This window comes from Chryseobacterium sp. X308, assembly GCF_020733145.1.
GTDB lineage: Bacteria > Bacteroidota > Bacteroidia > Flavobacteriales > Weeksellaceae > Chryseobacterium > Chryseobacterium cupriresistens.
This window is the reverse complement of the sequence record NZ_JAJFZH010000009.1, coordinates 58,254-79,973: the sequence shown is the minus strand read 5'-3', so window position 1 is coordinate 79,973 and position 21,720 is coordinate 58,254. Positions and strand designations below refer to the sequence as shown.

18 protein-coding genes are annotated in these 21,720 nt (G+C 37.8%); 16 read left to right on the top strand and 2 right to left on the bottom strand.

The window, feature by feature from the left end; all coding sequences use genetic code 11:
• Positions 1 to 63: 63 nt before the first annotated feature.
• From LIV57_RS11930 to LIV57_RS11870, 13 genes are all read left to right on the top strand, one after another.
• A complete protein-coding gene (locus LIV57_RS11930; protein ID WP_227942753.1) occupies positions 64 to 699 on the top strand; it encodes a cysteine hydrolase family protein in 636 nt (211 codons plus the stop codon).
• A 439-nt stretch (positions 700 to 1,138) separates the two neighbouring features.
• A complete protein-coding gene (locus LIV57_RS11925) occupies positions 1,139 to 1,639 on the top strand; it encodes a Crp/Fnr family transcriptional regulator (RefSeq protein WP_317259039.1) in 501 nt (166 codons plus the stop codon).
• A 269-nt stretch (positions 1,640 to 1,908) separates the two neighbouring features.
• Positions 1,909 to 5,178: a cytochrome c biogenesis protein CcsA gene (gene ccsA / locus LIV57_RS11920; protein WP_227942752.1), complete on the top strand. Its 3,270-nt coding sequence runs from the start codon at positions 1,909 to 1,911 to the stop codon at positions 5,176 to 5,178.
• Positions 5,179 to 5,600: 422 nt separating this feature from the next.
• On the top strand, positions 5,601 to 6,467 hold the full coding sequence (locus tag LIV57_RS11915; RefSeq protein ID WP_110008771.1) for an SPFH domain-containing protein: 867 nt from the start codon (positions 5,601 to 5,603) through the stop codon (positions 6,465 to 6,467).
• Between the two features lie 78 nt (positions 6,468 to 6,545).
• Positions 6,546 to 6,734, top strand: a complete 189-nt coding sequence (locus tag LIV57_RS11910; protein WP_034694367.1) for a hypothetical protein — start codon at positions 6,546 to 6,548, stop codon at positions 6,732 to 6,734.
• A gap of 474 nt (positions 6,735 to 7,208) precedes the next feature.
• Positions 7,209 to 8,759 (top strand): aldehyde dehydrogenase family protein, encoded by a 1,551-nt coding sequence (locus LIV57_RS11905; protein ID WP_120230952.1) that lies wholly within the window; start codon positions 7,209 to 7,211, stop codon positions 8,757 to 8,759.
• A gap of 112 nt (positions 8,760 to 8,871) precedes the next feature.
• Entirely contained in the window at positions 8,872 to 10,197 is a 1,326-nt protein-coding gene (gene lat / locus LIV57_RS11900) for an L-lysine 6-transaminase (RefSeq protein WP_227942751.1), read from the top strand.
• 61 nt (positions 10,198 to 10,258) lie between these two features.
• A complete protein-coding gene (locus LIV57_RS11895; protein ID WP_002979801.1) occupies positions 10,259 to 10,489 on the top strand; it encodes a DUF2007 domain-containing protein in 231 nt (76 codons plus the stop codon).
• 172 nt (positions 10,490 to 10,661) lie between these two features.
• Positions 10,662 to 11,174, top strand: coding sequence for a GNAT family N-acetyltransferase (locus LIV57_RS11890; RefSeq protein ID WP_227942750.1), 513 nt, complete (start codon positions 10,662 to 10,664; stop codon positions 11,172 to 11,174).
• Positions 11,175 to 11,290: 116 nt separating this feature from the next.
• Positions 11,291 to 11,746, top strand: coding sequence for a hypothetical protein (locus tag LIV57_RS11885; protein ID WP_034694378.1), 456 nt, complete (start codon positions 11,291 to 11,293; stop codon positions 11,744 to 11,746).
• 1 nt (position 11,747) lies between these two features.
• Positions 11,748 to 12,935: an efflux RND transporter periplasmic adaptor subunit gene (locus LIV57_RS11880; protein ID WP_110008776.1), complete on the top strand. Its 1,188-nt coding sequence runs from the start codon at positions 11,748 to 11,750 to the stop codon at positions 12,933 to 12,935.
• Positions 12,935 to 16,081: an efflux RND transporter permease subunit gene (locus LIV57_RS11875; RefSeq protein ID WP_062670038.1), complete on the top strand. Its 3,147-nt coding sequence runs from the start codon at positions 12,935 to 12,937 to the stop codon at positions 16,079 to 16,081. Before LIV57_RS11880 ends, LIV57_RS11875 begins: the two co-directional genes overlap by 1 nt.
• Before the next feature lie 91 nt (positions 16,082 to 16,172).
• Positions 16,173 to 17,588 (top strand): efflux transporter outer membrane subunit, encoded by a 1,416-nt coding sequence (locus tag LIV57_RS11870; RefSeq protein WP_227942749.1) that lies wholly within the window; start codon positions 16,173 to 16,175, stop codon positions 17,586 to 17,588.
• A gap of 187 nt (positions 17,589 to 17,775) precedes the next feature.
• Here LIV57_RS11870 and LIV57_RS11865 read toward each other — a convergent pair whose 3' ends face one another.
• Together LIV57_RS11865 and LIV57_RS11860 are read right to left on the bottom strand one after the other, a co-directional pair.
• Positions 17,776 to 18,663, bottom strand: a complete 888-nt coding sequence (locus tag LIV57_RS11865; RefSeq protein ID WP_227942748.1) for a C1 family peptidase — start codon at positions 18,661 to 18,663, stop codon at positions 17,776 to 17,778.
• Positions 18,664 to 18,858: 195 nt separating this feature from the next.
• Positions 18,859 to 19,839 (bottom strand): BtrH N-terminal domain-containing protein, encoded by a 981-nt coding sequence (locus tag LIV57_RS11860; protein WP_227942747.1) that lies wholly within the window; start codon positions 19,837 to 19,839, stop codon positions 18,859 to 18,861.
• A 168-nt stretch (positions 19,840 to 20,007) separates the two neighbouring features.
• On the opposite strand from LIV57_RS11860, the gene LIV57_RS11855 reads away from it, so the two are divergent.
• The 3 genes from LIV57_RS11855 to LIV57_RS11845 all read left to right on the top strand — a co-directional run bounded on the left by LIV57_RS11855 (position 20,008) and on the right by LIV57_RS11845 (position 21,662).
• A complete protein-coding gene (locus LIV57_RS11855) occupies positions 20,008 to 20,496 on the top strand; it encodes a GNAT family N-acetyltransferase (RefSeq protein ID WP_227942746.1) in 489 nt (162 codons plus the stop codon).
• Positions 20,497 to 20,498: 2 nt separating this feature from the next.
• A complete protein-coding gene (locus LIV57_RS11850; protein ID WP_227942745.1) occupies positions 20,499 to 20,978 on the top strand; it encodes a MarR family winged helix-turn-helix transcriptional regulator in 480 nt (159 codons plus the stop codon).
• A 102-nt stretch (positions 20,979 to 21,080) separates the two neighbouring features.
• Positions 21,081 to 21,662, top strand: a complete 582-nt coding sequence (locus tag LIV57_RS11845) for a YdeI/OmpD-associated family protein (protein ID WP_227942744.1) — start codon at positions 21,081 to 21,083, stop codon at positions 21,660 to 21,662.
• Positions 21,663 to 21,720: the final 58 nt, after the last annotated feature.

Genomic DNA, 21,720 nt, shown 5'->3' with positions numbered 1-21,720 from the left:
TTTGAACTAGTTCAAAGGTCAGGAGGTGAAGCCTCTGTAATTTTGGCCTATACAATTTCACCTATGAAAAATAAATTTAAAACTATTCTGACCTCTTGTCTGATAGTAATTTCAACGATTACAATGAACGCACAACAACAAAAAACAGAACACACGGCACTATTAATTATCGACGTACAAAATGATTATTTCCCGGGCGGAAAAATGACACTGGAAAAAAGCGTACAGGCCGCTGAAAACACCAGAAGAATTTTAGAATATTTCAGGAACAATCATCTTCCTGTCATTCACATTCAGCATATTTCTACCAATGATGGTGCAACGTTTTTCCTTCCGGGTACAGAGGGCACTAAAATCAATCATCTGGTTTTACCGAGGGAAGATGAAAAAGTTATCGTTAAGCATTTTCCCAACAGCTTCAGAGAGACGGATCTTCTAGGTTATCTTCAGTCAAAGAACATTAAAAATCTGGTGATTACAGGAATGATGACAGATGTCTGTGTGGAATCAACAACCAGAGCTGCTTTTGATTTCGGGTTTACCAATACCATTATCGGAGATGCTACAGCAACCAGAAATCGTGAACTGAATGGGGAAGTGATAAAGGCTGAAGAAGTTCAAAGATCCTTTTTGGCCGGGATTTCTGCTCTTGGAAATCTTTATGCCCGTGTAATAAATACTGATGAACTTTTAAAATAAGGCTATTTTTAGATATGGAACGTGTACAATGAACTTCAATTTTTGTTGGGTAAACGCAAAGGTGCAAAGTTTTATCATACGTATTTTTTAGTTTAAGACGCAAGGAAATCGAAGATTTCCAGCAAAATGAATCTAATAAATTTTATCATAGATAAAATCCTTGCGCCTTAAAAACTGCTGATATTTCAAAAAATTCTTGGCGCCATTGCGTTTTCTAATATTTTTTATTTAGCAAATACCGAAGATTTCTAATAAACTTATTTAAAAAGATCATTTGCTTAATATAAAAACAGCTTAACATAACTTAATTTGATAAAGGTGTCAATAATTTTGATACCTTTATTTTGCTTAAATAATCCGATGTCCGATTTACTTTTTAAAAATATCAGTCAATATATCAATCTTCCAGAAGAGGATTTTCAAAAGTTTGCAAAGCCTTTTGAACGCAAAAACATTTAAAAAGAAAGAAGTGGTGCTCAAAGAAGGAGATTATTGTTTCTTTGAAGGATTTGTTCTGAACGGGTGTTTTAAAATCTATTATCTCAATGAAAACGGATTGGAGCAAACCTTATATTTTGCGGTTGAAGGCTGGTGGATTACGGATATTGACAGCCTCATCAATACCGTTCCCAGTATTCTGAATATTGAAGCCCTTGAAGACAGTGAAGTATTGATGATTTCTAAAAAAGATAAGGAAGATTTGTATGAAACAATGCCACAGATAGAAAAGCTTTTCAGAATTATGAACCAGAAATCTTCAGTAGCATTACAAAGGAGAGTTCTTTCTTTAACAGGGAAAACAGCGGATAAACGGTATCTTGAATTCCTTGAAAAGTATCCGGGATTGGAACAGCGAATTACCCAGCAGCAGGTTGCTTCCTATCTGGGAATTACCCATGAATTTTTAAGTAAGATCAGAAAGAAATTATTGATTGGCTGAAGGGATTTGATTTTTATATGAAAGTTTAGCTATAAACCAATGTTTTACAGTGTTTTATTTTATTTTCATATAGAAGGGTTCAATCATCAGAATAGTTTTTATAAATCTATATCTTTTCGGAATTAGAAATTGAATTTTTCCTAATATTTTTAGGCTTATTAAGAATGTTTCAAAATAAGCAAAACCAAGGCCAAAGTGATAAAAAACAGCTTTTTTTAGGCTCTTTGTGGTTTATCATGCTTATTTTTGCATGTCAAGTACAATAAATCATGAAGAAGCTCCAAGATATTCTTATCTCAACCAGGACAATGGCTGTATTGTTGCTGGTGTACGCATTCGCGATGGCTTATGCAACGTTCTTAGAAAACGACTACGGAACTCCTACAGCAAAAGCATTAATTTATGAGGCCAAGTGGTTCGAACTGATCATGGTCTTACTGATTCTCAATTTCATAGGAAATATCGGAAGATACAGACTGTGGAAAAAAGATAAGTGGCCGGTTCTTGTTTTCCACCTTGCCTTTGTTTTTATTTTTATTGGTGGTGCCATCACCAGATATATCAGTTTCGAAGGACAAATGCACATCAGAGAAGGTGAAACGTCCAACGAAATTGTAACTGATAAAAATTTCTTTAAAATCCAGATTGAGGAAAAAGGTGATGTGCTGAATTATCAGGATGTTCCTTATCTGATGTCTCCGTTACACAAAGATTTCAAAGCAACTTATGACTTCCACGGAAAAGAAGTGAAAGTGTTTGCCAAGGAATACATCCAAAGAAAAAAAGACAGCCTTATTGCTGAACCAAATGGTGCTGAGTATCTTCATCTGGTTTCTACCGGAAATACCGGAAGACAGAATATTTACATCAAACCGGGAGAAACAAAATCTATCAACGGAACTTTGGTGACATTCAACAGAGCGATTGAAGGTGCTGTTGAATTCAAAAATGAAGGCGGAAAATTATTCATCAAAACTCCTGTAGATGCAAGCTATATGACCATGGCTACGCAAGCAACAGGAACTACAGTGAAAGATGAGTTTCAGCCTTTGGCATTAAGAAGTTTATATACCATCAACGAGCTGAAACTGGTAGTACCTGAAGGTCTTAAAAAAGGAAGACTGATGGCTATTGAAGGCGACAGAAAGAAAGATGCTAACGTTCCTGATATGCTTCAGATTGAGCTTCAGGGGCCAAAAACAAAACAAATTGTAGACCTTTCGGTTGAAAAAGGAAACCCGAATGCTTACAAGCAGGTGACGATGGATGGTTTAAACATCATGGTAGGTTTCGGACCTAAAGTATACAACACGCCTTTCGCATTGAAACTGGATGATTTCGTGATGGAAACATATCCGGGAAGTTCATCTCCAAGTGCTTATGAAAGCCACGTAAAAATCATTGACGAAGGTAAAGAAACTCCTTATAAAATCTATATGAACCACGTTCTTAACCATAAAGGATACCGTTTCTTCCAGTCGAGTTTTGATCCGGACAGAATGGGAACCGTTCTTTCTGTAAACCACGACTACTGGGGAACTTTGATTTCTTACATCGGATACGGACTTTTATTCCTTGGAATGTTTGTCATTTTCTTCTGGAAAGGAACACATTTCTGGAAATTAAATAAAATGCTGGCTGAAGTGAATAAAAAGAAAGCAGCAGGTATACTTTTATTGTTCTTAAGTTTAGGTTTACATGCACAAAAAATCGAAACTCACGGAACTACCGACGGAAGCAGAGAACATATTCATGTGGAAGGAGACAACCATTCCCATGCTCCGGCACCGTCTGCCCAGCCGCTTGATGGCGCTGCTCCGAAGCAGAACTCTCTGGCAACTCCAATGGGAAAAATGAGAACTATTTCTCCGGACGAGATCATTGCAAGAAACAAAATCAGTAAAGAACATGCTGATAAATTCGGATATCTTTTGGTTCAGAACTTTGAAGGAAGAATTGTTCCTATCAATACAGAGGCAATCGATATTTTAAGAAAATTATACAAGAAAGACGAATTTAAAGGAACAGACGGAAAATCTCTTACAGCCAACCAATGGTTCCTTTCTATCAATACAGATACTCCAAGCTGGACAATGGTTCCGATTATTAAAGTAGGAACTAAAGGAGGGGATGAGCTGAAGAATAAAACAAAAGCAGATGAAGATGGTTATACTTCTCTGATGAACCTTTTCCCGGCAGATGCAAACGGTAATCTTACTTATATTCTTGAGCATGATTACAACACCGCATTCCGTAAGAAACCGGCTGAGCAAACAAACTACGATAAAGAAGTAATTGCTGTAAACGAAAGAGTACAGATCTTCAATGAGTTCTTCAGCGGTCAGTTTATGAGAATTGTTCCTGTGAAAAATGATGTCAACCATACATGGCATTCATGGCTGGATCAGAAATTCGAACCGGATATGGAATCTCAGCAGGTAATGGGACCTTATTTTGCAGAAGCGCTTACCGCACAAAAAACCGGTGACTGGAGCAAAGCAGATGCAGAATTGAAAAAGCTTTCAGACTATCAGCAGAAATGGGGTAAAGCAGTTGTTCCTGCTAAATCCAAAGTAGATCTTGAAGTATTTATGAATAAAGTAGATATTAACTTCAAATTATTGATCTTCTATACGCTTATCGGCGGTCTTCTTCTGATCTTAGGATTTGTTGAATTATTCAAATCAAATAAAGTATTAAATAAAGTAATTAAAGTAATTATTGCGATTGGTTTAATTGGATATCTGTGTCATTTCTTAGGACTTGTTGCAAGATGGTATATTTCAGGTCATGCCCCTTGGAGTAACGGATATGAAGCAATTATCTTTATCTCCTGGGTAGGGATTACGGCAGGTTTGATCCTGTACAGAAATGCCAATGCATTGATTCCTGCAGCCGGCTTCATGGTGGCTGTTATTATGATGGGATTTGCCCACGGAGGTTCAGCACTTGATCCGCAGATTACACCGCTTGTTCCGGTATTGAAATCTTACTGGTTAATTGTTCACGTAGCTATTATTACATCAAGTTACGGATTCTTCGCGCTCTCCATGATTATTGCTGTAATTTCATTGGTATTCTATATTATTTCCAATAAAGAAACGTATAAAATTCACCACGATACGACATTGAAAGAATTGGTAATCGTTTCTGAAATGTCATTAACCATCGGATTGTTTGCTTTAACAGTAGGAAACTTCTTAGGAGGAATCTGGGCCAACGAATCATGGGGAAGATACTGGAGCTGGGACCCGAAAGAAACATGGGCTTTCATTTCCATTATGGTGTATGCATTTGTACTGCACATGAGATTAGTACCTGGATTGAGAAGCAGATGGGCATTCCACGTAGCAACAATGTTTGCGTTCTGCTCAATGGTAATGACATACTTCGGAGTAAACTATTATCTAAGCGGACTTCACTCATACGCAGCGGGAGATCCGGTACCGGTACCAGCCTGGGTATACATCGGAATCTCAACAATGATCATCTTATCAGCTGTTTCTTATTGGAAGTTTAAAACTTTAACAAAGAAATAAAATACTGAACCTATAATTTTAAAATCCCGGAATTCATTTCCGGGATTTTTTTATTCCTGATTGTTGCTGGTTTTGGGGTGAGTCAAGAGCTTGTTTTTTTTAACGCTAGGTTCGCAATGATTTTTGATGATGATAAAAATATCGTTCGCAAAAGCGTCTCACTCAGCAAAGAAAGTCGTGGTCTTTGCTAAACGAAGTGGCTTTGCGAACTAAAATAAAATACATCATGATAAATTAACCTTGCGAACTTTGTGTTAGTTAGATACCCGCATCCTATATCCCAACCCCGAAACCTGCACCTCGTAACTCGGAACCCGAAGCCCAAACCTCTCACCTCAAAAAAAATCAAAATTTATCATTCATAATTCAAAATTCATTACTATCTTTATGATATCAAAATAATATCAAAATAAAATTCAATTATGGAAAAAATCTTAAAACCTATGTCCGGCTATCTTACATTGGTTATTTGCCTGGCTTTGTTTATCGCAGCTGTCTACTTTTTTATTACCGGAGTAGACCAGAATATAACTTTTGTTGCGCTCGCTATGCTGTGTTTTCTGATATCATGCTTTTTCTTAAAAGGATTAATGATTATTCAGCCTAACCACTCAAGAGTGCTTAACTTTTTTGGAAAGTATGTTGGAACGGTAAAAGAAAACGGACTTTTCTTTATCAACCCGCTTTATTCATCACAGAAAATAAGTCTTCGTTCTGAAAACCTTCAGGGGCAGACTTTAAAAGTAAATGATAAGATGGGGAATCCTATTGAAATTGCAGCCGTAATTGTATGGAAAGTAGGAGATACTTACAAAGCAGCTTATGAAGTAGAAAGATATACGGATTATGTAAGAATGCAGAGTGAGGCTGCAGTAAGACACCTTGCGGTAAGCTTTCCTTATGATAACCTTGAAGATGAACATGCTAACATTACCTTAAGGGACGGTGGGGATCAGGTCAACAAAATTCTCGAGCAGGAATTATTAGAGAGACTGGCACCGGCGGGGATCATTATCCAGGAAGCAAGAATTACCCATCTGGCTTATGCTTCAGAAATTGCGGGAGCAATGCTTCAGAGACAGCAGGCTACTGCGATTGTTGCTGCAAGAACCAAGATTGTGGAAGGAGCGGTAGGAATGGTAGATCTTGCCCTGAAAAAGCTTTCTGAAGATAATATCGTTGAACTGGATGATGAAAGAAAAGCGGCAATGGTAAGCAATTTAATGGTGGTTCTTTGCGGTGAAAAAGCGGCAACACCTATCCTAAATGCAGGAACACTTTACAATTAAGAAATTTAACAGTGGGCTTTTGGTACAGACAGTTTCTATACTGACAGCAACTGTAAATAATGTTAGAGAATTAAAAAAATGAAATCAGAAAAAGCTCAGAACTCTTCAGAAAGCAAAGGCAAAAAATCCTTTGTGATAAGAATAGACGAGTCTACTTATAAACTCCTTGAAAAGTGGGCCAATGATGAATTCAGAAGTGTAAACGGACAGATAGAATACCTGCTGCATCAGAGTCTTGTTAACGCGGGGAGAAAGAAAAAAGAGTAAATAAAAGGTAAGAATAGAGAAGGAATGATAATATTTTGGGGAGGTATAGCCACAAAAATGATGATATCCTCCTTTTTTAAAATTACAGAAAATATAAAAAAGAGCTTCTTTTTTAGCTTTTCAATAAAGAAATAACAATTCAGTTAACCTTATACCAAAAAAGAAAGCAGAGAAATTTTCTCTGCTTTTTTATTGTATACAACTTTGAAGACTATCTGCTCCAACGTAGAATATGACGAGCCAAATCAAGCCTTTAATGGTAAAGAAAGCTAATCCTGCCCATCCCACGCGCTTGAACCACTTTTTAAGCTTTGAGTTATTTTCCTGTGAATTTTCCATTGGTGATTATCAAAATGATTACTTTACAAAGATAAGCATGTTTATAATTAGTCCAAATAAAAAGCCTATTAAAAATTAAAGTTTTGAGGTTCACATAATATTTTTATCTTTAGAGAGAACGAAAAGTAAGATTTTATGTCAAAAAAAGTAAAAGATTTCGGAATCGAAAAAACACTCAGAAATCTTGGGATTAAAGAAGAGAACAAAGGGACTTCAGTGGGCGGAAAATATTTCGCATCAGGAAAGGTGATAGAAAGCATTTCTCCTGTGGACGGAAAGTTGATTGCTAAAGTAAAAACTTCCGGAGAAAGTGATTATGACAAAGTAATTGAAACTGCTCAAAAGGCATTTCAGGAATTCAGGCTGATTCCGGCTCCCAAAAGAGGAGAGATGGTAAGACAGCTGGGCTTAAAATTAAGAGAATATAAAGACGACCTGGGTAAACTTGTTTCTTATGAAATGGGTAAATCATTACAGGAAGGTCTTGGAGAAGTTCAGGAAATGATTGATATCTGCGATTTCGCAGTAGGTCTTTCAAGACAGCTTCAGGGATACACCATGCACTCTGAAAGACCGGGACACAGAATGTATGAACAGTATCATCCGCTTGGAGTAGTGGGAATCATCACTGCATTCAACTTTCCGGTAGCCGTATGGTCCTGGAATACAGCATTAGCATGGATCTGCGGTAACGTTACCATCTGGAAGCCATCTGAGAAAACGCCGCTTTGTGCTATTGCATGCCAGAATATCATGATGGAAGTTCTTAAAGAAAATAATCTTCCTGAAGGAATATCAAGTGTATTGGTATCAGACCACGAAATCGGACAGAAATTAGTAGACGATAAAAGAGTTGCTCTTGTTTCTTTCACAGGATCTACCAGAGTAGGAAGAATGGTTTCTTCTAAAGTAGCTGAAAGATTCGGGAAGTCTATCCTTGAATTAGGTGGAAACAATGCGATCATCATTACAAAAGAAGCTGATATTGATATGTCAATTATCGGAGCTGTTTTCGGAGCTGTAGGAACTGCAGGCCAGAGATGTACTTCGACAAGAAGACTGATTATCCACGAAAGTGTATATGATGAAGTGAAAACAAGATTGGCAAAAGCTTATGGCCAGTTGAAAATCGGAAATCCTTTGGATGAGAAAAACCATGTAGGACCACTTATTGATACTGATGCTGTAAACCAATACGAAGAGGCTATCAAAAAATGTAAGAAAGAAGGAGGAAAATTTGTTGTGGAAGGCGGAGTTTTATCCGGGAAAGATTACGAATCCGGATGCTATGTGAAACCTTGTGTGGCTGAAGTGAAAAACTCTTATGAGATTGTTCAGCACGAAACTTTTGCTCCGATCCTATATCTGATCAAATACAAAACACTGGAAGAAGCTATTGCCATTCAGAATGATGTTCCACAAGGATTATCTTCTGCGATCATGACCCAGAATTTAAGAGAGGCTGAATTGTTCCTTTCTCATGCTGGTTCAGACTGTGGTATTGCCAACGTCAATATCGGAACATCCGGTGCTGAAATCGGTGGAGCTTTCGGTGGTGAAAAAGAAACCGGAGGAGGAAGAGAGTCAGGATCTGACGCTTGGAAATACTATATGAGAAGACAAACCAATACTATAAATTATACCGCGCAACTTCCTCTAGCACAGGGAATTAAATTTGATTTATAAAAGCTTTACTTAAAGCACTCAAAAAACATAAAACTTAATAACCTGAATGATTAAACGCTTCATTTTTGGATCATTTAATTATTCATTTATTAAATCACACTACAAATTTATTATGGAACACACATTAGATATAAAAGCAAATAAAGTAAAAGAAACAGTAGGAAAACATGTGTTGGCAGACGGTTTCGATTTTGTGATGGATATTGAAAAGTCACACGGATCATGGCTTTATGATAAACTGACAGACAGAGAATACCTGGATATGTTCTCTATGTTTGCATCTGCATCTATCGGATATAACCACCCTTATCTTGTTGAAAGATCAGAATGGTTAGGTAGAATGGCTGTTAATAAACCTACGCTTGCGGATGTTTACTCAGAAGAGTACGCTCATTTCCTTGAGGTATTCGAAAGAGTAGTTATTCCTGAAGAATTACAATATGCTTTCTTTATCGAAGGCGGAACGATGGGAGTTGAAAATGCAATGAAGGCATGCTTCGATTGGAAAACCCGCAAAAACTTTGAAAAGGGATTAGACACTGAAGCTGGAATCTGTATTCACTTCAAACAGGCTTTCCACGGAAGAAGTGGTTATACTTTAAGTTTAACAAACACTGCTGATCCGAGAAAATACCAATATTTCCCGATGTTCAACTGGCCGAGAATTTTAAATCCGAAATTAAAGTTCCCGATTACAGAAGAAAACCTTGAAGAAACTATCAAAAACGAAAACCTTGCTTTACTTCAGATTGAAGAGGCTATTTTGATGAACCCTGATAAAGTGGCGTGTATCATCATCGAACCTATTCAGGCTGAAGGCGGTGACAATCATTTCAGAGACGAATTCCTGCTGGGATTAAGAAGAATCTGTGATGATAACGAAATCTTACTTATTTTTGATGAAGTTCAGACAGGAATTGCTATTACAGGGAAAATGTGGGCATTCCAACATTTTACAGCAAAACCGGACATTATTTCTTTCGGGAAAAAAGCTCAGGTTTGTGGTGTGCTGGCTAATAAGGAAAAATTTGATCAGGTTCCAAACAATGTTTTCAGGGAAAGTTCAAGAATCAACTCAACATTCGGAGGAAACTTTATTGATATGCTTCGTTTCCAGCTGGTAATGGAGGTGATCGAAAAAGAAAATCTTGTAGAAAATGCAAGAGTAGTGGGAGATTTCTTACTGGAAAGTTTAAAAGCTCTGGCTGAAAAACACCCTGAGAAAATTTCAAATGCAAGAGGAAGAGGCCTGATGTGTGCTATTGATCTTCCTACTGCAGAACAGAGAAACCACCTAATGAATGAACTTTTCAATGACGGATTAATTATTCTTCCTTGTGGAGATCAGTCTCTTCGTTTCAGACCCCATTTGAATGTTACGAAAGAAGAAATCCAGCTTGCTTTAGATAAAATCGAGAGCAATATTAATAAAATTTAAATCCCGGAATTTGTAATTTTAAAAAAAACGTTGTACATTTAGATACTCAAACATTTAGAATATGGAAAGAAGTACGAGAGTATCAGTTTATGAAAGTGATAACCCTTCAGAAATTCAGTTGGTTAAATCTAAATTGGATGACGCACAGATTACAAACACGGTTGAAAATAACTATCTTACATTTACTACAACGCCAACAGCCACTTCGCTGAAGGTAATGGTAGATCTGGAAGATGAATCCAAAGCATTTGAAATTATTGATGCTTACCTTCAACAAAGTGAAAATCAATAAACAATTTCATAATTTTAAATTTTACTACTTCGAACCGAAAATTAATTTTAATTAATTTTCGGTTTTTTAATTGCAACCCATCAAAAAATAAATATCTCAAAGATTGAACGGAAAGCAGCAATTCTGATTTTAAATTCTTAAATCATTCAATCTTTTAATCAAATTTTATAACATGAATCCAGAAATTAAACTAAGACAAGCGGAAATTGAAGACAGAAACATGATTTGGGAAATCATCCAGCAATCCATTGAAAGAAGAAGACAGGACGGAAGCACCCAATGGCAGAACGGATACCCTAATCTAGGAACGGTAGAAAGTGATATTGCGAAAGGATTCGGGCATGTATTGACCGTAGACGGAGAAATTGCAGTATATGCAGCCCTGATTTTGAATGATGAACCGGCGTACAGTACCATTGAAGGAGCATGGCTAAGTGATGGTGAATTTGTTGTGGTTCACAGAGTGGCCGTAGATGAAAAATTTGCCGGACAGGGAATGGTAAAGAAACTTTTTGATCAGATTGAAGAGTTTACCAAATCTCATGGAATTCAGAGTATTAAAGTAGATACCAATCATGATAATATCGCCATGCTGAAAATTCTTGAAGGCAGAGGGTATTCCTATTGTGGAGAGGTTCTTTTAAGAGACGGGATGAGGAAAGCTTTTGAGAAGATTATAATTTAGGCAAAAAGTTAAATCAACTTTCATTGAATTTTTAAAACGTCCAGTATTTATAAACTCTATCGGGTTTGTTCGTTTGGTTCTGAACTAATTTCTACTTTTGTTCAAATTTTTATATTATGCACCAAAGTATAGAAATTGATGAAAAAATTTTTCAGGATGCCGTAAAATTTTATGGTACTGTGTTCAGCTTACCTCCTTTAGCATCAAAAATTTATTCCTACCTTCTTTTTGACTATGAGAAAGTAGGAATTACTTTTGACGAGTTCGTTGAAGTGCTCTCCGCGAGCAAAAGTTCTGTTTCCACCAGTATTTCATTACTACTGAATGCTCAGCTTATCGTAGACCATAACAAAATGGATGAGCGGAAACGGTATTTTTTCATCAATGATGAATACAAAAAAATACGATTCGAGAAAATTGTCCAAAAAATGCAGGACGAACTAAGACTATTAGATGATTTAAACAATTTTAAAAAAAGTAAAGACGATGGATACAACGAAAGAATAGAAGTTTACAAAGCACTCTTAAATAAAAACATAGAAAATATTCAGGAATCTCTTAATAAACTATAAAATGAATAATAAGCTAGTTATACTTTCCATTGCAGCGCTTTCACTGACAGCCTGCAAAAAAGAAGCTCCGAAACAGGATGGTGCCAAGCCATATCCTGTTATCTCAGTGGAGTCTAAAAATATAGTGGGTTATCAGACGTTTCCGGCTACCATCCAGGGTAGAGTAAACAATGATGTACGTGCAAAAATACAGGGATATATTACCCAGGTATTGGTAGATGAAGGACAATATGTTACAAAAGGACAGCCATTGTTCCGTCTGGAAACCAATATCCTGACCGAAAATGCAGCTGCTTCCAAAGCAGGAATCGGTGCTGCAGCATCAAGTGTTGCCGCTGCGCAGGCTTCTGTAAATGCAGCTCAGGTTGAAGTGAACAAACTTAAACCTCTGGTTCAGAAAAATATCATCAGTAACGTACAGTTACAGACCGCCCAGGCTCAGCTGGCTCAGGCTCAGGCACAGTTACAGCAGGCCAATGCAGCCAAAAGACAGGCTGAAGCCAATTATAAAGGGGTGGAAGCCAACATCGAATATTCTATTATCCGTGCTCCTATTTCTGGGGTAATCGGAAGACTGCCATTAAAAGTAGGAAGTTTGGTAGGACCGTCTGATCAGACTCCTCTGACAACGATTTCTGATACATCTGAGATCTATGCTTACTTTGCAATGAATGAAAAAGAATATTTTGATTTCCTTGAAAAATCTCCGGGAGCTTCTATGCCTGAGAAAATCAAAAACTTACCAATGGTTGAGCTTCAACTGGCCAATGGTAGTCTTTATCCTGAAAAAGGGAGAATTGAAGCCATTACCGGCCAGATTGATCCTACAACCGGGACAATCCAGTTCAGAGTTGCTTTCTCAAATGCTCAAAAATTATTAAGTAATGGTAACAGCGGAACCATCAGGTTCCCTCAGCATTATGACAATGTACTTGTAGTACCTGAAAGTGCTACTTATGAGCAGCAGGGTATTGTTTACGTATACAAAGTAGAAAAAGGAGATACTGCCAGAAATGTTGTTGTGAATGTTATCGACAGAATCGACAATATGGCTCTTATCAAATCCGGAGTTAATAAAGGTGAAAGAGTTATTGCAGCTGGTATCGGAGGTCTGAAACCGGGAACAGCCGTGAAACCGCAGCCAATTAAAATGGATAGTCTTGTTCAATCAATAAAACCGAAATTCTAATGATAAAAAACTTTATTAACAGACCGGTTTTATCCACCGTAATCTCAATCCTGATTGTGATTCTCGGTGTGCTGGGACTGATCTCGTTACCGGTTACACAGTATCCGGACATTGCACCGCCTACGGTGAGTGTTTCCGCAAACTATACGGGAGCCAATGCCGAGACGGTAATGAAAAGTGTAGTAGTACCTTTGGAAGAACAGATCAATGGGGTGGAAGGTATGGATTATATCACTTCCAGTGCCGGAAACGACGGTTCTGCCCAGATCCAGGTTTTCTTCAAACAGGGAATAGATCCGGATATTGCAGCGGTAAACGTACAGAACCGTGTAGCGAGAGCTACGCCGCTGTTACCTGCCGAAGTAACGCGTTCAGGGGTAGTAACCCAGAAACAGCAGACCAGTGCCCTGATGTATATGTCCTTCTATTCTGAAAATAAAGACCTGGATGACGTATACCTTCAGAACTTTTTGAATATCAATATTATTCCTAACCTGAAAAGGGTAAATGGTGTTGGAGATGCGAACGTTTTCGGTGGTAAAAACTACTCGATGAGAATCTGGCTTGATCCTGCAAAAATGGCTGCCTACAGTGTAACGCCTACTGATGTTACCAATGCCATCAATGAGCAGAGTAGAGAAGCAGCGGCAGGTTCTATCGGGCAAAACAGCGGTAGTTCTTTTGAATATATCATCAAATACGTAGGGAAATTCAACGATAAGGAACAATACGATAATATCATCATCAAATCTCTTGCAAACGGACAAAACCTGATGCTGAAAGACGTTGCTAAAGTGGAACTTGCAGGACAGTCTTACACAGGAATCGGGGAGAACGGAAACAATCCTTCCATCAGTATGGGGATCTTCCAGACTCCGGGATCCAACGCACAGGAGATTATTAAAAATATCAAAGCCTATCTGAAATCTGCTGAGGGAACTTTCCCACAGGGAATCAAGTATACTTTCAACTTCGATACCAACGAATTCCTGGAAGCTTCTATTGAAAAGGTAGTTCATACCCTTATCGAAGCCTTCATTCTGGTATTTATCGTAGTATATATTTTCCTTCAGGACTTCAGGTCTACACTGATCCCGGCTATCGCGGTTCCGGTATCTATTGTGGGAGCATTCTTCTTCCTGAATCTCTTCGGATATTCATTGAACCTCTTGACTTTATTTGCATTGGTACTGGCCATTGGTATTGTAGTGGATGATGCCATCGTCGTCGTCGAGGCCGTTCATGCGAAGATGGAGCATGGTATTTCTGATGCTAAAAAAGCAACTGTAGAGGCGATGGATGAGATTACAGGAGCTATTATCTCGATTACTTTGGTAATGGCAGCGGTATTTATTCCAGTGACGTTCATTACAGGTCCTACTGGGGTATTCTACCAGCAGTTTGGTATTACGCTGATTATAGCCATCATCATTTCTGCGATTAATGCATTGACCCTGAGCCCGGTTTTATGTTCATTATTCTTAAAACCTCACGAAGCGCATCATGCAGAATATAAAAATCTAAACCTGTTACAGAAGTTTTTCTATAAGTTTAATATTGCTTTTAAAACGACTACTGAACGTTATGGAAGAGGATTTGTATTCCTGTTGAGACATAAATGGGTAACCCTGATTATTTTCGCTGTTACCGGAGGTATTCTGTTCTGGGCAAGCAGCAGCATGAAGAAAGGGTTTGTACCTACGGAAGACAGAGGGATTATCTTTACCGATGTTCAGCTTCCTCCGGGAGCTTCTATGGAAAGAACTTACAACGCATTGAAAACTCTTCAGGCTAAAGCATTGAAAGTGCCTGGTGTGCAGAATGTAACGATCTCAACAGGTAGAGGGTTCTTGTCCGGAAACGGAAGTAACAACGGTCTTGCCTTTGTTAAACTGAAACCATTCGAAGAAAGAAAAAAAGACGGACAGACTTCTGAAGATATTACCAAAAAATTATTTGGAATTGTAGGATCTGTTCCTGATGCTAAAGTAGTATTCTTCCAACCACCAAGTGTACCGGGATTTGGTAACAGTGCAGGTTTTGAAATGGTATTGCTTGATAAGTCAGGTGGAGAATATGCTGATCTGGATGCTAAAACCAATGAATTCATTGGTAAGCTGATGCAGAGACCGGAAATTCAGTTTGCACAGACTTCATTCAATACCAAATATCCTCAGTATCAGATGGAAATTAATGTTCCTCTGAGCAAACAGCTTGGAGTTTCTGTTAATGAAATTCTGGCAACGATGCAGGGGTATATCGGAGGTATTTATACTGCAGACTTTACCAAGTATGGAAAGCAGTTCAGAGTGATGGTTCAGGCTCTTCCTGAAAACAGAAAGAATATTGAAAACCTGAATCAGCTTTATGTGAGAACAGGATCTGGGATCATGACTCCGATTTCACAGTTTGTAACATTGACAAAAGCATACGGACCACAATCCGTAAGCCGTTACAACCTCTTTACTTCAGTGAAGGTGACGGGAGCCAACTCTGACGGATACAGTTCCGGGGATGCGATTGCAGCGGTGCAGCAGGTGGCAGATGAAACCCTGAATCAAAACTATGCCGTAGAATTTACAGGATTAACAAGAGAGGAGTTAAACTCAGGATCTCAAACGCTTTTGATTTTCGGACTGAGTTTGATCTTCGTTTACTTTATCCTTTCTGCCCAGTATGAAAGTTATATTCTTCCGCTGATCGTTATTATTTCTCTTCCTCTTGGGGTAATGGGAGCTTATTTCGGCCAGAAGATTATGGGACTTGAAAATAATATTTACTTCCAGATTGCCCTTATCATGCTCGTGGGACTACTGGCGAAAAATGCAATCCTTATTGTTGAATTTGCTGTTCAGAGAAGACACCATGGAGAAACGATTGTGATGTCAGCCATCAATGCAGCGAAAGCCAGGGTGAGACCTATTCTGATGACCTCATTCGCCTTTATTTTCGGTTTATTACCGTTGGTGCTGGCAAGTGGAATCGGAGCAGTAGGTAACAGATCTATCGCTACGGGAGCGGCAATCGGACTATTGATAGGAACTGTTTTGGGATTATTTGTAATTCCGGTTCTGTATGTGATTTTTGAAACACTGCAGGAAAAAATTAAACCTATCAAAAAAGAAGATATCAATTTAGCAGAATAAAATTAAGATTTAAGAAATTAGAAGTTAGCAATTAGAGATAAGTCTAAAAACTAACTTCTAACTTCTAAACTCTAACTTCTAATTAAAAATAATGAAGAGTTTATTAAACATCATAAAAGGAATCACTTTTTCAGTTTTCATACTCGGAGTCATCTCATCCTGTATGGCGAGAAAAGAATATGAAAGACCGAAAAATGTTGTAGACGAAAAGCTTTTTCGTACAGACATGCTTCCTTCGGACAGCACGAATATTGCAGATATTTCATGGAAAGAAATATTCACTGATCCGATATTGCAGGGGCATATTTCCAAGGCACTGGAAAACAATCTTGATATCAGAATTGCTTTGGAAAGTATTAATTCTGCGGAAGCCTATCTTAAACAGAGTAAGGCAGCGTATCAGCCGACGCTTTCTATCGGACCCAACTATACATTTCAGACCCAGTCTATCAATACCCAGTTTGGACAGATCATCGGAGAAAGACGTTATGTAAACCAGTTTGACATTACGGCAAGTATCGGATGGGAAGCTGATATCTGGGGCAAATTGAAAGCACAGGAAAAAGCCCAGCTTGCCACTTATTTAGGAACTGTTGCCGCTCATAAAGCCGTTAAAAGCAGCTTGGTGTCTTCCATTGCTTCTGCGTATTATCAGTTGCTGACTTTTGATGCCCAGAAAAGAATTATCACGGAAACAATTGCTGTAAGGGAGAAAAATCTTGAAGCCACAAAAGCTTTAAAAGCTTCCGGTTCTCTTACTGAAGTAGCAGTTCAGCAAAGCGAAGCGCTTGTTTTCAATGCCAAATCATTACTGATTGATATTGATACACAGATCCAGCTGCTCGAAAATACAATGAGCCTTTTGATGGGAGAGCCTTCTCATTCTATAGAAAGATCTACATTGGAAGGGCAGAAACTTCCGATCGATTTAAAACTGGGTTACCCGACTCAGCTTCTGGCCAACCGCCCGGATGTAATGAGAGCAGAGTTTAACTTAATGAATGCTTTCCAACTGACGAATGCTGCCAAAGCTCAGTTTTATCCTACTTTAAAACTGACAGGAAGCGGCGGATTGCAGTCTGTGGATATTGACCACTTATTCAGTGTAAACTCTTTATTTGCGAATGTAGTGGCAGGACTGGCCCAGCCGATTTTAAATAAAAGACAGATCCAGACCAACTATGACGTAAGTCTTGCCAATCAGGAAACAGCTTATCTGAACTTCAGAAAAACAGTTTTGACTGCTGGAAAAGAAGTTTCGGATGCCATCAGGGTTTTCTCTGTTCAGGATTCATTTATTGAATTGAAACAAAAAGAACTTGATGCCTACAAAAAATCGGTTGACTATTCCCAGGAACTGGTGAACTATGGGATGGCCAACTATCTTGAAGTGCTGAATGCAAGTGTGAATTCATTGAATGCAGAACTTAACATTTCCAATGCAAGATACAGCAAAATGAAAGCTGCCGTAGAGCTTTATCAGGCTTTGGGCGGCGGCTGGAAATAACCGTTTCAGCAATGTAATATCATAAAAACGTATGTCAGGAATGGCATACGTTTTTTTATTGACAATATTAATCTGATTTTACCAGTGTTATTATTTGTAAAAAATAAATGATCCGGTTTTAAAAGTATAAAAATGAGACTGTCTCCTATGACAATACAAACATAGGAGACTTACTCAAAGTTAATTTTTATTGAACATAGGCTACATAAGATTCATTGATAGCTCCTTTTCTAGTCTTGGCAAAAAATGCATAGTCTATCCAGAAAAATCCATTGTTTCCCCATGCGGTACCCCAGGAATTTTGTACTTTAAAAGCTTGTTTAGTATCGTCATAACCCACTACGCAAATGGCATGTCCTCCTCTTACAGCACCGGAATGACTTTTCCATATCCAATTGTTTGCTGAGCTTAAACTATCAAAGCTTCCATCTACCGTCACCGTAATAATTATGGGTAAATTCATGCTTAAAAGTGTCTTTACATTGGTGATATTGGTCTTATCTACAGTAGCCCAGGTTGTAAATTTATGAGTACTTGCTGCACTTTTTTGAGTTGCATTGGGCTGTGTAGAGCACTCTACATCTGTGTAGGGCATTTCATCCCAGCTGCAAACTCCCTGATCTTTTATTAAATTTAATCCACTGGAGGCATAAGTTCCATTAGCGCAGCCATTTATCTTTATCTGATTATATACGTACTCTGGACTTCTTGGGGTTGTTATCCCTTTAAAATTATATTCCAGAATACTTGCAGCAGCATAAGCTGTAGCAAATGCAACGCATGAACCTTCCTGTCCCTGATTTACTACTGGAGGAGTGTTGGGTATGGTATAACTTGATGGAATAGAAGCTATAAGCGTTTCTGCCGATTTGCCCTTGAATTTCATAGCTAATGCATCTATATCAGCTTTAGCAAATGAACTGTAGGTTTTGTCATCTACCGGGATTGCTCCTAAGGAATGCATTGCCTGATTTTCCTTGTTAGGCTGCTGAGTATTTTGTTCTTCTTCATTTCTGTTACATGAAGACAGAGATAGCATCCCTAATGCGATTGCAATTAATTTTAGATTTTTCATCATTATATTATTTAAAATTTATCACATAAAAATATAAATTATTTTCATATAATAGCGATATAATTTATGAATAATCTATTGTTTTAGCTTTTTTTATGTGTTTGTATGTTTTTATTTATCGATTTGTTGATGGGTGTTAATATTATTCATTATTTTGTGAATTTATTATAACAGGAGTACTCCTTTCTTTTCCAGCTATAAAGTTGTCAATATTTCCATAGTTCTTTTTTCTTTTCCAGATATCTCTTTTAAAATATCCGAAGCCTGCTGAATATAAGTAATTTCTTTTGTCTGACTTACTTTTTCAAACAGCTGAGACACATTTGTCCAGAGTCCGGCAATTTCAGTGAAGGCTTCATAGCCTGTGTTCAGCGGATCAAGTTGAATCAGTTCATAACTTTCTTTCAAAAAATCACAGTATAAATTCCTGAACAGCGCACCTCCGGTTCCTGCTTTTTCCATTAGTAAAGCCGCTTGCTTAAATTCTCCTTCAATATCTTTACTTGTATTGAACCATTTGATAATTTCAGCACTTGTTTTTAAAATCCCTTTGTAAGAAATATTGGTAATGGGTGGGTTTAGGTATTCGGCCGCATTATTCCTGATTGCGGCGGCTATGGCTTTTTCCAGATCAAATTTTATATCGGTTTTCATGAGGGTATAATATAGATTTTTGGAAGCCATCGGACCTTTTTCAGCCCTTGCTCTTGCCAGGCTTTTTAAGGATGTCTGTACCTGGCCGCCCTGTTGTCTGGTATCAATCAGGAAAGCATTTTCGTCATCATAACCATAAATAGCAGCATAATGTCCTGCAAAATGGAAAGGATTTGAGAAATATTCCAGGTGATAACAATCCATTTTCAATCCTACTGCCTGTCCGTCATCGAGAAGTTCTTTAACCTGATCCCAGGCCTTTTGTTGTGAAGAAGTTTCCTTTACGGTTAGTTCCAGATTCAGATTTCTGGCTAAATTTTGAGTGAGCAGATCAGGTTTTATCCGTCCTCCTATAAAAGGAAAGTCCATCGTTTTCATATTCCAATAGATAAAACCCAGCCCTTCACCCAATCCGAAAAGCATTGGTTCGGAAAGTTCGATCCCGATTTGATGTAATAATGTTCCCGTAGCGGTCGTTTCACAATGCTGACCATTAAAAGGTTTTATGTTTTCTATTTTCATTTTTAAAGTGAAGTTTTGAATGGTATTATTTTTTTGAGGAAATTACATAAATATCATCATGTAGAAATTCCGGTTTTGAAAATTTCGTGTTAAAATTTTTTAAAAATTAGAATTGATTTGTATTTATGTATTCAACTACGTAGTTTTGTACTTTAAAATATAAACACTATGAAATTAGAAATACAACCCATCGGAAATTCTTATTCGGAACAGGCTATTGATCTGATTTTGACGATCCAGCAAAAAGAGTTTAATATTCCGATTACCATAGAAGATCAGCCTGATCTTTTGCAGATAGAAAGTTTTTACATGGAAGCCGGAGGTAACTTTTGGGGTGCTTTTGCAGATGGTGAGCTGGTAGGTTCTATAGCATTGGTTAAATTTGACGAAAGGGCAGGAGCCATCAGAAAAATGTTTGTTAAAAAGGAATTCAGAGGAAAAGAACTGAATATTGCCCAGAAATTACTGGAAGTTTTAATTTCTTTCTGCCGTGAAAACAGAATTGATGATCTATATCTGGGAACCATAACGGTACTGAAAGCAGCTCAGCGTTTCTATGAAAGGAATGAATTTGTAAAGATTGAGAAAAGCAATCTTCCCGTAAAATTTCCTTTAATGAGTGCCGATGATGTTTTTTACCACTTAAATCTTGACTGAATATGAATGTAATCAACGAAGCAGGAATTCTTGCCATATCCACAAGGCTGCACCGCCTCAGCGAACAATTGAGGAAAGACGGAGCATTGATTTATAAAACATTTGGAATCGATTTTGAACTGAAATGGTTTCCGGTTATTTTCACGATTTATAAAAAAGAAATAGCAAGTGTAGTAGAAATAGCCAATGAGATCGGTTATACCCATCCATCCACCATAACACTGCTCAAAGAAATTGAAAAGCAGGAGCTGATCCAATGGGAAAAAGATAAACAGGACGAGCGCAAAAGGCTTTTTAAACTCACTTTAAAAGGGCAGGAGCTCATTGAAAAAATGAAACCCGTTTGGGAACTGATGTCACAGGTTTTGGGAGATATCGCAGACAATCAAAATAATCTGCTTGCTGCGATTGATGAAGCAGAAGAGAAAATTGCCAATCAGTCTTTTTATCAGAGAGCAATGCAGGTGAAGAATGAGAAGTAATTTTATTTGCTGCAAAAATTAGCTGTTCGAATTATCTATAGCTACTGACAAACTATTGTCACTAAAGTATTTTAATTTTACATCATCAATAAAATAAAAGCTATGGGAAAAATTGCAGAGAAACAAACTTTCAATGTTAATACCAGGGCAGAATGGCGGCAATGGCTGGAAGAGAATCATCATACAGAACAATCGGTATGGCTGATCTGCAATACAAGAAAATCGAATTTACCCAATGTTTCCTGGAGCGAACTGGTAGATGAAGCGCTTTGCTTCGGCTGGATTGACAGTACAAGAAAGACTATTGATGAAGGCTCGTTTATGCAGTTATTCAGCAGACGCAAGCCGAAGAGTACATGGTCTAAAATCAATAAAGATAAGGTTCAGAAGCTGATCAAAAATAATCTGATGATGAAAGCGGGATTTGAAACCATCAGAATTGCCAAAGAAAACGGCTCTTGGACTATTTTAGACAGTGTGGAAGACCTGATAATTCCGGAAGATCTGACTGAAGCATTTAAAATTCATGAAGGTTCTGAAGCCTATTTTCAAAGTTTGAGCAAGTCTGTAAAAAAAATGATGCTGCAATGGATTGTGTTGGCCAAAAGACCCGAAACGAGAAAAAACCGTATAGATGAAATCGCAAAACAGGCTGCTCAGAACAGGAAGCCGAAAAACTTTTAATTTTCTTATTGATGATTAATAGATATAAAAACAGGCTGTTCCCAAAAGGAGCAGCCTG